This is a genomic window from uncultured Paracoccus sp. (assembly GCF_945915435.1).
GTDB lineage: Bacteria > Pseudomonadota > Alphaproteobacteria > Rhodobacterales > Rhodobacteraceae > Paracoccus.
In genome coordinates this window covers 1-13,111 of the sequence record NZ_CAMEFG010000023.1, presented here as the reverse complement: position 1 = coordinate 13,111, position 13,111 = coordinate 1, and the positions used below count along the sequence as shown (strand labels likewise).

The 13,111-nt window shown below is 63.3% G+C and carries 15 protein-coding genes and 1 pseudogene; 10 read left to right on the top strand and 6 right to left on the bottom strand.

Going from position 1 to position 13,111, the window contains the following annotated elements; all coding sequences use genetic code 11:
• Nucleotides 1-21 precede the first annotated feature (21 nt).
• The gene (locus Q0O97_RS09415; protein WP_294927895.1) at nt 22-648 is read left to right on the top strand and encodes a DsbA family protein; all 627 of its coding nucleotides are present in this window, start codon (nt 22-24) and stop codon (nt 646-648) included.
• Between the two features lie 165 nt (nt 649-813).
• On the opposite strand, the gene Q0O97_RS09410 is transcribed toward Q0O97_RS09415, so the two are convergent.
• The 4 genes from Q0O97_RS09410 to Q0O97_RS09395 form a co-directional block, all read right to left on the bottom strand.
• Nucleotides 814-1,731 carry an MBL fold metallo-hydrolase gene (locus Q0O97_RS09410; RefSeq protein ID WP_294928002.1) on the bottom strand — a complete coding sequence of 306 codons (918 nt, stop codon included), beginning with the start codon at nt 1,729-1,731 and terminating at the stop codon, nt 814-816.
• Nucleotides 1,732-1,778: 47 nt separating this feature from the next.
• Nucleotides 1,779-2,705 (bottom strand): MBL fold metallo-hydrolase, encoded by a 927-nt coding sequence (locus Q0O97_RS09405; protein ID WP_294927892.1) that lies wholly within the window; start codon nt 2,703-2,705, stop codon nt 1,779-1,781.
• A 176-nt stretch (nt 2,706-2,881) separates the two neighbouring features.
• Nucleotides 2,882-3,433 carry a thioredoxin family protein gene (locus Q0O97_RS09400; protein ID WP_294927889.1) on the bottom strand — a complete coding sequence of 184 codons (552 nt, stop codon included), beginning with the start codon at nt 3,431-3,433 and terminating at the stop codon, nt 2,882-2,884.
• Complete coding sequence (locus Q0O97_RS09395; protein WP_294927885.1) at nt 3,430-4,167, bottom strand: cytochrome c biogenesis CcdA family protein; 738 nt, start codon at nt 4,165-4,167, stop codon at nt 3,430-3,432. Before Q0O97_RS09395 ends, Q0O97_RS09400 begins: the two co-directional genes overlap by 4 nt.
• Nucleotides 4,168-4,295: 128 nt before the next feature.
• Between Q0O97_RS09395 and Q0O97_RS09390 the strand changes: the two genes are divergently transcribed.
• Nucleotides 4,296-4,763, top strand: coding sequence for a thioredoxin family protein (locus Q0O97_RS09390; protein ID WP_294927883.1), 468 nt, complete (start codon nt 4,296-4,298; stop codon nt 4,761-4,763).
• Nucleotides 4,760-5,251: a DUF302 domain-containing protein gene (locus Q0O97_RS09385; protein WP_294927880.1), complete on the top strand. Its 492-nt coding sequence runs from the start codon at nt 4,760-4,762 to the stop codon at nt 5,249-5,251. Before Q0O97_RS09390 ends, Q0O97_RS09385 begins: the two co-directional genes overlap by 4 nt.
• Nucleotides 5,252-5,295: 44 nt before the next feature.
• On the opposite strand, the gene Q0O97_RS09380 is transcribed toward Q0O97_RS09385, so the two are convergent.
• Together Q0O97_RS09380 and Q0O97_RS09375 are read right to left on the bottom strand one after the other, a co-directional pair.
• On the bottom strand, nt 5,296-6,357 hold the full coding sequence (locus Q0O97_RS09380; protein ID WP_294927876.1) for a YeeE/YedE family protein: 1,062 nt from the start codon (nt 6,355-6,357) through the stop codon (nt 5,296-5,298).
• The gene (locus tag Q0O97_RS09375) at nt 6,354-6,644 is read right to left on the bottom strand and encodes a metalloregulator ArsR/SmtB family transcription factor (RefSeq protein ID WP_294927999.1); all 291 of its coding nucleotides are present in this window, start codon (nt 6,642-6,644) and stop codon (nt 6,354-6,356) included. Before Q0O97_RS09375 ends, Q0O97_RS09380 begins: the two co-directional genes overlap by 4 nt.
• A 355-nt stretch (nt 6,645-6,999) precedes the next feature.
• On the opposite strand from Q0O97_RS09375, the gene soxX reads away from it, so the two are divergent.
• The 7 genes and pseudogenes from soxX to Q0O97_RS09340 all read left to right on the top strand — a co-directional run.
• Nucleotides 7,000-7,479, top strand: coding sequence for a sulfur oxidation c-type cytochrome SoxX (gene soxX / locus Q0O97_RS09370; protein WP_294927873.1), 480 nt, complete (start codon nt 7,000-7,002; stop codon nt 7,477-7,479).
• A 50-nt stretch (nt 7,480-7,529) separates the two neighbouring features.
• Nucleotides 7,530-7,976 carry a thiosulfate oxidation carrier protein SoxY gene (gene soxY / locus Q0O97_RS09365; RefSeq protein ID WP_294927870.1) on the top strand — a complete coding sequence of 149 codons (447 nt, stop codon included), beginning with the start codon at nt 7,530-7,532 and terminating at the stop codon, nt 7,974-7,976.
• A gap of 23 nt (nt 7,977-7,999) precedes the next feature.
• A complete protein-coding gene (gene soxZ / locus Q0O97_RS09360; protein ID WP_294927867.1) occupies nt 8,000-8,329 on the top strand; it encodes a thiosulfate oxidation carrier complex protein SoxZ in 330 nt (109 codons plus the stop codon).
• Nucleotides 8,330-8,444: 115 nt separating this feature from the next.
• Nucleotides 8,445-9,266: a sulfur oxidation c-type cytochrome SoxA gene (gene soxA, locus Q0O97_RS09355; protein ID WP_294927864.1), complete on the top strand. Its 822-nt coding sequence runs from the start codon at nt 8,445-8,447 to the stop codon at nt 9,264-9,266.
• Between the two features lie 45 nt (nt 9,267-9,311).
• Nucleotides 9,312-11,003, top strand: a complete 1,692-nt coding sequence (gene soxB / locus Q0O97_RS09350; protein ID WP_294927861.1) for a thiosulfohydrolase SoxB — start codon at nt 9,312-9,314, stop codon at nt 11,001-11,003.
• Between the two features lie 14 nt (nt 11,004-11,017).
• Nucleotides 11,018-12,292, top strand: coding sequence for a sulfite dehydrogenase (soxC, locus tag Q0O97_RS09345; RefSeq protein WP_294927858.1), 1,275 nt, complete (start codon nt 11,018-11,020; stop codon nt 12,290-12,292).
• Nucleotides 12,273-12,932, top strand: a pseudogene (locus Q0O97_RS09340) (cytochrome c); the annotation flags it as partial. The gene soxC and the pseudogene Q0O97_RS09340, both read left to right, overlap by 20 nt.
• Nucleotides 12,933-13,111 lie beyond the last annotated feature (179 nt).

The window sequence follows — 13,111 nt, the reverse complement described above, 5'->3', positions numbered from 1 at the left end:
GCGAAACACCAAGGAGAAAACATGCACCGTCGAAACCTTGTCCTTGCGGGTGCCAGCCTGATGGCCCTGCCGGTCCTGGGCGGAACCGCCCTTGCGCAGGAACGCCCCAACCCGATGCCCGAGGAACTGCGCACATCGCTGGAGCGCGACCCGACGGCGCCGGTTCTGGGCAACCCGCAGGGCGACATCACCCTGACCGAGTTCTTCGATTACAACTGCCCCTTCTGCCGCAAGATGGTCGAGCCGATGCACCGGCTGATCACCTCGGATCCGAACCTGCGGGTGGTGTTCCGCGAATGGCCGGTCTTTGGCGCGGATTCCGAATTCGCCACCCGCGCCTCGCTGGCCTCGTTGCAGCAGGGCCGATACTGGCAAATGCATACCGCGATGTTCCGCACGCGGGGCCGCGTGACCGAAGCGACCACGATGCGCGCCGCCCGTGATGCCGGGATCGACACCGCCCGGCTGGAACGCGACATGGAGGCCGAGCCGGTCGAGCGCCATATCACCATGAGCCACATGCTGGCCGATCACATGGGCCTTGTCGGCACCCCCACCTTCATCGCCGGAGACGAGGGCGCATTCGGCGAATTCAGCCTCGACGAATTGCGCGGGCTGGTCCAGCGCGCAAGGGAAACAATGGGGTGAAAGACGGGCGATGCGCCGGGTTCAACGCCGGTCCTCGGACCGACGGTCGCGAATATATGAGGGCGGGGCGGCAGGCATGATCGGGGACCGGGTTCGGGACGATCGCGGCCAGGTCCGGGAAATGCACCGCGTAACCGATCATTCCTGCCTTGCGATGGCCAAACCCTACTCGAACTCCATTTCCGAGAACACGACCCCGGCATTCCTTGTCGCCAGTTCCTCGAAGGTGTCCATGTATTCCCAACGCGATTGATCGACGTAATAGGCGCCTGCCAGGTCGCCGCCTTCGTCGAGATGTTCGGCGATCTTCTCGCGCAGGTCTTTCAGGTAGTCGACCGTGCCCTGCCGGACGGTTTCCAGATCGGTGGGTGCGCCGTGGCCGGGCACGATGATTTCGGCGCCCAGAGGCTCAAGCCCGGTCTCGAAAGTCTCGATCCAGCACGAGGTGCAGGTGTCCTGAAAGATGGGCGGCATCCGTTCGGAAAAGGCGATGTCGCCCGCGATCAGCACCTTCTGGGCGGGTAGCCAGACTTGCGTATCGCCGGGCGAATGCGCCGGACCCAGATACAGGACCTCGATCCGCGTATCGCCCATCTGGATGTCCTCGCGGTCGGTGAAGGTTTCGGTCGGCTCGACGATGGTGGTGCCTTCGGCATTCTCGCGGGCGTAGGATTTCAGCGCCTCCAGCCCGGCGGGGCCTTCGGTGTCGAGAAACGCGCGCGCCGCGTCCTCATGTGCCAGGATGGGCACGTCCTGCGCGGCCCAGTAGCTGTTGCCCAGCATGGCATGGCCCTGGCCGTTTTCATTGATCACCAGCTTGACGGGTTGGTCCGTCACCTGCCGGATTTCGTCGTGCAGGGCCTCGGCCAGCTTCCACGACGCGCCGCCATTGATGACCGCCACCCCGTCGCTGGTGACGATGAAGGACAGGTTGTTGTTGTGGCCTGCGTTTTCATAGGTCGGCGGCTGTGTGGCGCCGATGGCGCTGTAGATGCCCGGCGCGACCTCGACGGGTTTGTCGTAGAGAACCGATTCGGGATATTTATCCGCGATATCGTCCGCCAGCACGCCGGAAGCGGCCATGCAGACAGGGAAAAAGAGCGCAATACCGCCCGGTTTCATGGTCATCTTCAACCCTCCTGATGAAAGCGGAACGCCTCGCCATCCGCCTGAACCCGACCGATGCCGCCGTTGGGCAGGTGATAGCCGAGGATCGTCCAGCCCTCGTCGGCAAGGCGGTGCAGCATGTCCGCGCGGGTCGTGGCCGCCTGCTCGGGGTCGTGGTCCGTGCTTGTGCCAAGGTCGGGGCGGGCGAAGCCGATGGTCGTGGTGACGAAATCCCCGATGACGAAAATTCCCTGACCGGGCGTTCCGACCGCGAAGGACATATGTCCCGGCGTATGGCCGGGGGTGGCGACGGCGGTGATGCCGGGCAGGACCTCGTCGCCACCCTCGAAGGTCCGGATCGAATCGGCAACCGGCGTCAGGCGGCGCATGGCACCGGCGGCAAAGGATTGCTGGTCCTCTCTGATCGTCTCGACCGTGGCGGGGTCGGTCCAATAGTCGAATTCCTCGCGCCCCATATGCAAGGCGGCGCCGGGAAAGAGCGGTTCGTCGAAATCGTCCAGCAACCCCCAGAGGTGATCGGGGTGGCCGTGAGTGAAGATCACATCGGTCACATCGTCGGGTGTGATCCCCAGGGCCTCCAGCGCCTCGACCAGCTTGCCGGCGGTGGGCATGAAATCGGGCCCCGAGCCGACGTCGAACAGGATCATCCGATCCCCCTGCCGCAGCAGCGTCAGGTTGAGCGGGCTTTCCACCACGCCTTGCGACGGCAGGTCCAGCCGTGCCAGCAACTCGTCCCGCTCATCCGCCGGGATGGCACCGAAGGCGAAATCCGGCGTGAATTCAAGATGACCGTCGGAAACGCTGTCGATCTGCATGTCGCCTGCGGTCAGCGTGGTGATCGCCCAGCCGCGCCTCGTGGTCAGCGGCAGGGCTGCTGCGGACAGCAGCAGGGACGAACCTGTCAGGATGAAGCGGCGGGATACAAGCATTGCGGATCCTCTCTGCTGGGGGTGAGTCGTGCCGGATCGCGGTCACGCGATCGGCAGCCGGGCCGGAACCGGACGTGAGTATTTCTTTATATTCGAATTTTGTAATATTCAGCATCGGTGAAATCCGGCAACAGTTGTTTGCCAAAGCGGTGGCGCAGGCAGGGCGGTCCGCTCGATCAATTCCCCATGATCTCGCGCAGGCTCTGCCCGGTTTCCGGCCCGCCTGCGCTGGCCCATTCCAGCAGACGCACCATCTGGTCCTTGTCGGGCACGCCGGGCAGGACGCCCATCGCAGCCCTTGCCGCGTCGGCGCCCGCCGGTGGATCCTGCGGCAGGAACAGCAGAACGGGCGTGACCGTCACCCCCCATTTCCCGGCGGCGCGCTTTTCGGTCAGTTCCTCGCCATCCATGTCGATGATCTCGATACCGCCGAACAGGTCGATCTGGACGACGTCGAAACGGTCGCGGACAAGCTGCTCGACCTGCGGATCGGTCAGGATCTCGTCATGCAGCCGGGCGCAATAGATGCAGCCGCGCTGCTCGACCATCAGCAGCAGGTGGCGCCCGGCGGCCGCTGCCTCGGCGTGGTCTTCGGGCAGGTCCTTGAAGCTGTCCTTCAGCCAGTCGGGCTTGTGCAGCCCGTCGTCGCCCATCGGAACCTCGCCCGCGATGGCAGGGGGGACGGCCAGCGCAAGAACCAGCGCCGCGGTTTTCAGGAATCGGGTCATTTCAGGGTCGCGCTCCAGTCGAGGTTGTCGATCATGACGGCGGCAATGCGGTTGACGCTGTCGGTGGCGATCAGCACGGCAAACAGGATCAGCATGACGCCCATCACCCGCTCGACAGCGGCCAGCTTGCGGCGATGACGTCCGACCCAATCAAGGAAAGGGCGGGCGAACAGCGCCGCGAGGACGAAGGGCAGGGTCATGGCAAGCCCGTAAACCAGCAAAAGCGTGCCGCCGCGCCACAGCTCGTCCTGCCCCGAGGCGACGAAGAGGATCGCAGCCAGGGCGGGGCCGACGCAGGGGGTCCAGCCGAAACCGAAGGCCAGCCCCATCAGATAGGCCCCGGCGGTCGAGGCGGGGTCGCCGCCCGCCTCGATCCGGGCCTGACGGTTCAGGAAGGGAATACGCAGGACACCCAGGAAGTGCAGGCCGAACATCAACAGGATACCGGCGGCGACCCAGGAAAATTCCGTCCGCCAGCGCGAAAAGGCCGAACCCAGTGCCGTTGCGCCCAGGCCCAACATGACGAAGATCGTCGTTACCCCCAGGGCGAAGGCCACGGCACCCATTACGAGCCGCCGCTGCGCCCCCGCCTGCACCGTGCCGTCGCTGCGCAGTTCGGCCATCGAGACACCCGCAAGGTAGCACAGATAGAACGGCACCATCGGCAGGATGCAGGGCGACAGGAAGGACAGCAGTCCGGCGATGATCGCGCCCCCGTATGAGATGTCAGGCACTCCGCAGCCCTCCCAGATGCGTCTGGGTGGATGCTGGCATATTATATTCGTGTAATGCAATACTTGCATTTATCTTTGCCACGACGCAGGCTGTCGGGGAACGGAATTGCGTCAGGGGGAAGGCGGACATGCCTGCACTACGCCGCGCGACCAGCGGGCCGCTATCCATGTTTCAGCCGGTGACACGGGCCGCCGCCTTCCTGACTGCCGCCCTGACGGCGGGCAGCCTCTGGGCCGGTGAGCTGGAATTGCTGATGTTCGAACAGGACGGTTGCGCCTATTGCCTGCGCTGGCACGAGGAAATCGGCCCGGCCTATCCGCGCACCAGCGAAGGCGCTTCGGCCCCGCTGCGCCGCATCGACATTCGGGCGCCGCTGCCCGAGGACGTGACGCTGACCGCCCGCCATCCCGTCTTTACGCCCACTTTCGTCCTGCTGGAGGGCGGAACCGAAACCGGCCGCATCGAAGGATATGCGGGGGATGAATTCTTCTGGGTCCTGCTGAACGGAATGCTGACCCGCACCGGCTGGACGCCGGGCGATGCGCCCCCGAAAGCCGCGCCTGCATCCGGGGACGGTGCGCAGGGTCAGCCATGAACTGGAATTTCTCAACTTGGGAGGATGAGATGAAAAAGCTGTTTGCCTTGCCGTTGCTGGCGGCCCTGATCGTATATGCCCCGGTTCCGGCGCAGGCCGAATCGGACAACGGTTCCTATTCGACGGTGGTCGAGGGATCGTTCGACGACGTTGCCTTTGCGGTCGAACAGGCGATCATCAACGAAGGCCTGGTGATCGACCTGCGCAGCCATGTCGGCAACATGCTGAACCGGACGAAGGAAGATGTCGGGGGCGCGGCGGATCTCTTCCTGCATGCCGATGTGTTTTCGTTCTGCTCGGCCACGCTGTCGCGCGCGGCGATGGAGGCGGACCTGGCCAACCTGCAATTCTGCCCCTACGGCATCTTTGTCTATGAGGCAGCCGACACGCCCGGCGAGGTGACGCTTGGCCATCGGCTTTATCCCGGCGAGTCGATGGCGCCTGTGAACGAATTGCTGACGCGGCTGGTCGATACCGCCGCCGAATAGGTCACGCGAGAAACCGGCCTGCATCCTTTGTTCAGGCCGGCCTTTCAGTCGTCGCTGCCGGCCACCAGATGCACCAGCCCGACATAGGTGCCGATGGCGATCGCGCCCAGTGTCACCGGCCCGGCCCATGCCAGCGTCGCGGTGGCCGTCAGGCCAAGGCCGATGGTGCATCCCAGCGCGATGACGCCGCCGACCCCCATCAGGACCGCTCCGCCCAGTTGGCGGCCCAGTTCGCGCGGGTCGTCGCAGGCTTCCCAGTGGAAGGTCCGCCGCCATTTCGTCGCCAGAAACGCGCCTGCAAGCGTGCCGCCCACCAGCCCGACGGAAAAGGACGGCATCGTTCCGGTCGATGTCATCAGATACAGGATCGTGCGGCCGATGGGCGTCGTATAGGAAGGGCCCTCGACCAGCACGGCGTCCAGGCTTTCATTGGCGACAAAGGATGTCCCGACAAATGCCAGCACGACGGACAGGCCGACGACCACCGCGCCGATGATCGTCACCGAAGAGCGCCTGACCTGTGGATGGCGCAGGCCCAGCGCGATCAGCGCCGTTCCGATCAGCGCCGCGATCCCCAGCGGCGATACACCCAGCAGCGAGGACAGGCCGATGGCGATGCCGTGGGAACCATCCTGCACCTCTTGCGGGAACAGGCGGTTTCGCAAGGGGCCGAACGGACCGGCCAGGGTGAAATAGGCCGAGATGCCCAGAACGACGACGATCACGATCGAGCGGATGTCCCCGCCGCCCGCCCGGATCAGGGCGCCGAAGCCGCAATTTCCGGCCAGCGCCATTCCATAGCCGAAAATCAGCCCGCCGATGATGCTGGCAAAAGGGTTCCAGGCGATGGCGTGATAAACGCTGCTTGAGATGTTCATCAGCCCTGCGGCATCCGCCATATGCGTTCCGATTATCGCGGACCCCAATGCGATGCCCCAGATGTGAATCCGCCGGTAATCGCGCCCGAGAACCGCCGTCTCGATCGCCGAAAGCGTGCAGAAATCAGCAAGTCTTGCGGCCCCACCGATCAACAGACCGACAGCCAGCCCGACCAGTCCTGCCTGAGCGTCCGGCGAGATGGCCGGAATGCCTGGGAAAAACGTCATTCCTGTGTCGGAGATGGGGCGTAGAAGATGGTCCCGAACGCGCGCAGCAGTTCCATGATTCGCTGATCCTTGATCGAGTAGTAGATTGTCTGCCCCTCGCGCCGGTTGGTGACCAGCCCTTGCATGCGCAATCTGGCGAGTTGCTGACTGACCGCAGACTGCCGCGCGTCGAGCATGTTTTCAAGCTCGTTGACGCTTTTTTCGCCGGATGACAGATGGCACAGGATCAGCAGCCGACCCTCGTGCCCCAGTGCCTTGAAGATATTCGCCGCCGCTTCCAGGGACATGTCCGCGTCCGCCGGTTTTGGAATGGGCGCTGCTTGTTCACCCTCGCGCCAGCCAAAGATCAGATCAAACAGAGAGTTTTGGACAACCCCTTCTGAGTTCGTCATCATTTCTTCCTCTGTGACATCGTTTGCCTTGCCGGCCGACGGTTTCCAAATGATTTCGCCTGCTTGTGCAGGCACCATATGCTCTATTTTCCTTCTCGGCAGGGACAAAGGCAATCGACAGATTGTCGCACATTTGAATATTCAATCATCATAATATATATTGCCATCGTGCCGCCAGCATGCAAGCATGCACTGCATGAGGGAGGACGCAAGGCGTCAGCGAACAAGCAGAATCAGGGAGGGATGCTTCATGTTCCGTGCATCCGTAATCGGCATGATCGCCGTTCTGTGGGCGGCGGGCGCATCTGCGGATGTGGCTCCGGGGGATATCGTCTGGGGCGAATACGGCTCGATCGAGCAGCCGCTGACCGATACGCCGGGCGATCCCGAAGAGGGCAGGGCCGTCATGGCGACGAATGCCCTGGGAAATTGCGTCGCCTGCCATTCGGTCGAAGCGATGGAGGATGTGCCTTTCCACGGCACCATCGCGCCCGAGTTGCAGGGGGCGGGCGACCGCTGGACCGAAGCCGAACTGCGCGGCATCGTCGTCGACGCCAAGCAGTTGTTTCCCGACAGTTTCATGCCGGGAATGTACAAGGTCGGCCCGTTCATCCGGCCTGGCGTCGAGTTTACCGGAAACGCCCCGGACGCGCCCGAGGATATCCAGCCGATCCTGACGGCCCAGCAGGTCGAGGATGTCGTCGCCTATCTGGTGACGCTCAAGGAATGATCCGCGGTCAGCGGGCGGCGCGGATGAAGAACCGATATATGGAGGAAACAATGACATTGCTTACAAGGCGGGCAGCATTGGCCGTGGGTGCGGGAGTGACCGCTCTGGCGATGATGCCCTCGGTCCTTCTCGCTCAGGATACGGCGGAAGAAGGGCTTTCCGCCGAGGAATTCATCAATGAGTTCACCGGCGGCGCGGAGGTCGCGGATGGCGACGGCGTCAAGCTGACCGCGCCCGAGATCGCCGAGAACGGCAACACCGTTCCGATTTCGGTCGATGCCCCCGGCGCGTCGGAAATCCTGCTTCTGGCAATGGGCAACCCGACGCCCGGCGTCGCCCGGTTCAGCTTCGGGGAACTGTCGGGCAGCCAGTCCGCATCGACGCGCATTCGCCTGGCCGAGACGCAGGATGTCGTTGCCATCGCCAAGCTGGCCGACGGCAATTTCGTTCGCACATCGGCCAATATCAAGGTCACCATCGGCGGCTGCGGCGGCTGAGACCGCAAAACGGGAGGAAACCAATGGCAGATAACGTAAAACCCCGCGTTCGTGTCCCCAAGTCCGCATCGGTGGACGAGGTCGTGGTGATCAAGACCCTGATTTCGCATCCAATGGAATCGGGTCAGCGCAAGGATCGCGACGGAAACACCATTCCGCGCTCGATCATCAACCGCTTCACCGCCGAGTTCAACGGCACCTCGGTGCTGGATGCGACGCTCGAGCCTGCGATCAGCACGAATCCCTACATCGAATTCTCGGTCAAGCTGCCCGAAAGCGGCGACTTCAAGTTCACCTGGTATGACGACGACGGCTCGGTCTACGAGGATGTGCAATCCATCGAGGTTGCCTGAGCGCCACGAACAGTTGGCGCGGAACCCGGCCCGCGCCCCATCCCGACGGGAGGAGCATGTTATGAAGCCGTATCGCAGCCTTGGAGCCGCCACGACTGTCGCCGCAGTTGCAGCCATGACATTGGCCGCTGTCACGGCCTCGGCGGATCCGGTGATGGATGACGAACTGGTCATCAACGAGGAACTGGAACTGATGACCGATACTCCTGCCCCGGAACACCTCGGCGGCGTTCTGGGCGAGACGATTTATTCCGGCTGGCGCTTTCGCGACACCGAGACGCGCGCCATGCAAAAGGACGATTTCGACAACCCGATGTTTCTGTTCGTGGATGCGGGACTTGCCGCCTGGGACACGCCCGAAGGGGCCGCGAACCAATCCTGTGCCGACTGTCACAACAGTATCGAGGACAGCATGAAGGGCGTCCGCGCCGCGATGCCCAGGGTCAATGCGGATGGCGAGTTGTGGTCGCTTGAGAACTACGTCAACGACTGCCGCGAAACCCGCATGGAAGCCGAGCCGTGGGGCTGGAACAGCCAGGAAATGAAGAACATGACCGCCGCCATCGGCCTGCAATCCCGCGGCATGCCCGTCGAGGTCCAGATCGACGGCGAGGCCGCGCCCTTCTGGGAGAAGGGCAAGGAGATGTATTACACCCGCTTCGGCCAGTTGGAGATGTCCTGCGCGAATTGCCACGAGGACAACTTCGGCAACTATATCCGCTCGGACCACCTGAGCCAGGGGCAGGTCAACGGCTTTCCGCTGTATCGCCTGAAGGATCAGGGCGCGGTCTCCATGCATCAGCGTTTCGTCGGCTGTGTCCGGGATACGCGGGGCGAGACCTTTGCCCCCGGCAGCCAGGAGTTCCGCGAATTGGAGCTGTATGTCGCCTCTCGCGGCATGGGGTTGCCGGTCGAAACGCCTGCCGTCCGCCATTAACGGGGCAGGGCGGTCCCGTCCTGTCAATACAAAGAAGGTAGCCGCATGATTTCGCGACGCGAATTTCTTCAGGCCGGTCTTGCGACTTCGGCCATCCTGTCGGGATTGGGGACCTCGAACTGGTCCCGTGTCATGGCGCAGCAGTCCTTGGCGCAGGATCAATTGCTGCAATTCGATGATTTCGGCAATCTCACGTTGATCCATATCACCGATGCCCATGCCCATCTGAAACCGATCTGGTTTCGCGAACCCGACACCAATATCGGCATCGGCGAGGCCGCCGGGCGGGTGCCGCATGTCGTGGGCGAGGCGTTCCAGCAGATGTTCGGCATCGCGCCCGGCAGCCCCGAGGCCTATGCGCTGACCTGGCCCGATTTCGCCTCGCTGGCGCAGAGCTATGGCCGGATGGGCGGCTTCGACCGCATCGCCACCGTGGTCAAGGCGATCCGCGCCGCGCGCCCGGACGCGCTGCTGCTGGACGGCGGGGATACCTGGCACGGCAGCTATACCAGCCTGCAAACGCAGGGCGAGGATATGGTCCGCGTGCAGAACCTGCTGGGTGTGGACGCGATGACCAGCCACTGGGAATTCACCTTCGGCACCGAGCGCGTGCAGGAACTGATCGAGATGTGCCGGTTTCCCTTCCTGGGCGCCAATATCTACGATTCCGAATGGGACGAACCGGCCTTCGAGCCATATCAGATCTTCGAGACCGGCGGGCTGTCCGTCGGCGTGATCGGGCAGGCCTTCCCCTATCTGCCCATCGCCAACCCAAGCTGGATGTTCCCCGAATACAGCTTTGGCATCCGCGAGCAACGGATGCAGCAGGTGGTGGACGAGTTGCGCGGCAAGAATGTCGATCTGGTGGTTTGCCTGTCGCATAACGGCTTCGACGTCGATCACAAGATGGCCGGGCGGGTGAAGGGCATCGACGTCATCCTGTCGGGCCATACCCATGATGCGGTGCCCGAACCTGTGCTGGTGGGCGATACGATCATCGTCGCCTCGGGCAGCCACGGGAAATTCGTCAGCCGTGTCGATCTGGATATCCGCGACGGCCGGATGATGGGTTTCCGCCATAAACTGATCCCGATCTTTTCGGATGTCATTACGCCCGACGCGGAAATGGCCGGGCTGATCGACGAAATCCGCGCGCCCTATCAGGCCGATCTGGAAGAGGTCGTCGGCCAGACCGACCAGCTTCTGTATCGGCGCGGCAACTTCAACGGCACCTGGGACGATGTGATCTGCGACGCCATCCTGTCCGAACGGGACGCGGAAATCGCCATGTCGCCAGGGGTGCGCTGGGGGGCCTCGGTCCTGCCGGGCGACATCACGCGCGAGGACATTCATTCCGTCACCTCGATGACCTATGGCCAGGTCTATCGCAACGAGATGACGGGCGAGATGCTGAAGACGGTGATGGAAGACGTGGCCGACAATATCTTCAACGCCGATCCCTACTATCAGCAGGGCGGCGACATGGTCCGTGTCGGCGGTCTGGCCTACACGATCGACCCGAACGCCGCGATGGGCGACCGGATCAGCGATATGCGCCTGCTGAAGGACGATGCCCCGATCGAGCCGTCGCGCAGCTATGTCGTCGCCGGCTGGGCCTCGGTGAACGAGGGCACCGAGGGGCCGCAGATCTGGGACGTCGTCGAAAACCATATTCGCGGCACCGGCACGCTGACGACGCGCGATGCCGCGTCCCCCATCACCATCAAGGGTATCTGAGCGGGAGGTCCCACATGACCGGAAAGACCGGAACAACCAGCCGCCGCGGTTTCATGCGTGCGGGACTTGCGGCCAGCGTCGCGCTTCCAGCCCTGGCTGCGCAGGCAAGGGCACAGGGCGGTCCCGATCCCCTGATCACCGAAGTGCAGGACTGGGCCAGCTTCATGGGCGAGGGCGTGGATGCCACACCCTACGGGTTGCCGATCCATTTCGAATCCGACGTGATCCGGCGCAATGTCGAATGGTTGACCGCCGACACCATCAGTTCGATCAACTTCACGCCGATCCATCGGCTGGACGGCACCCTTACCCCCGCCGGTTGCGCCTTCGAGCGCCACCATTCGGGCGCCATCGAACTGGCCAAGCCGGATTACCGGCTGATGGTGAACGGGCTGGTCGAGCGCCCGCTGGTCTTCACCTACGAGGATCTGGAGCGCTTTCCCCGCAAGCAGGCCGTCTATTTCTGCGAATGCGCGGCCAACAGCGGTATGGAATGGGGCGGGGCGCAACTGAACGGGTCGCAGTTCACCCACGGCATGATCCACAACATGGAATATGTCGGTGTGTCGATGCGGGTGCTGCTGGAGGAAGCCGGCGTCAAGCCCGAAGGCAAATGGATCTATGTCGAAGGTGCGGATGCCTCGTCGAATGGCCGCTCGATCCCGCTGGAAAAGGCGATGGACGACGTTCTGGTGGCCTTCAAGGCCAATGGCGAGGCGCTGCGCAAGGAACATGGCTATCCTGTCCGGCTGGTCGTGCCGGGATGGGAGGGCAACCTGTGGGTCAAGTGGCTGCGCCGGATCGAAGTGACCGACATGGCCGTGGAAAGCCGCGAGGAGACGTCGAAATACACCGACACCCTGGCCGATGGCACGTCACGCAAATGGACCTGGGTGATGGATGCGAAATCCGTCGTCACCGCGCCTAGCCCGCAGGTGCCGATCACGCACGGGCCGGGACCGCTGGTGATTACCGGCCTCGCATGGTCGGGCCGCGGCGCGATCACGCGGGTCGATGTCTCGAAGGACGGCGGCAAGACCTGGGAAACCGCGCGGCTGGCGGCACCGGGCGTGCCGATGGCCATGACGCGCTTTTATCTGGACACCCATTGGGACGGGTCGGAAATGCTGCTGCAATCCCGCGCCGTCGATGAAACCGGATATGTGCAGCCGACCAAGGATGCCTTGCGCGAAATCCGGGGAATGAATTCCATCTATCACAACAACGGCATCCAGACCTGGTGGATCAAAGAGGACGGGAGCGGTGAGAATGTCGAAGTTTCCGCTTGATTTGTCGCTTCGTGCGGCGGCGGTCCTGCTGGCCGGCGGTGGGGCATGGGCGCAAGACGCGGATAGCGGGGCAGGCCCCTTCGGCCTTGGCCGCGAAGCCCTGCCCGAGGAAATCGCGGCCTGGGACGTGAAGGTCCTGCCCGATGGCCGGGGCCTGCCCGACGGATCGGGCGACGTCGCAATGGGCGAAGAGCTTTTCATCGACTATTGCGCCGCATGCCACGGCGATTTCGCCGAAGGCATCGACAACTGGCCCAGCCTTGCCGGGGGCGAGGGAACGCTGGACCACGACCGCCCGGAAAAAACGGTAGGCAGCTATTGGCCCTATCTTTCAACGGTCTGGGATTACGTGCATCGCTCGATGCCTTACGGTCAGGCGCAGACCCTGACGCCGGACGAAACCTATGCGCTCACGGCCTATATCCTTTATTCGAACATGATCGTCGATGACGATTTCGTCCTGTCAAAGGAAAATTTCACCGAAGTGCAGATGCCCAACGCCGACGGCTTCATCGAGGATGATCGGCCCGAAACCGAATATCCGCTGTTCTCGCAGGAGCCATGCATGGAAAACTGCAAGGACAACGTGGAAATAACCCGGCACGCCTCGGTTCTGGATGTCACCCCCGACGATACGTCCGAAGCGCCCGAGGGGGTGGGCGGTCTGGATTGACCGGCCCCCTTCACTTTCGCTTTCCCTACAGGAGATCAAGATGAACCGCAGAATTTTCGCCCTCGCCACGGGTCTTGCCCTGGGTTTCGCGGGCCTGACCGGGCAGGCTGCATTCGCGGCCGAGCACGAGGTCCAGATGCTGAACC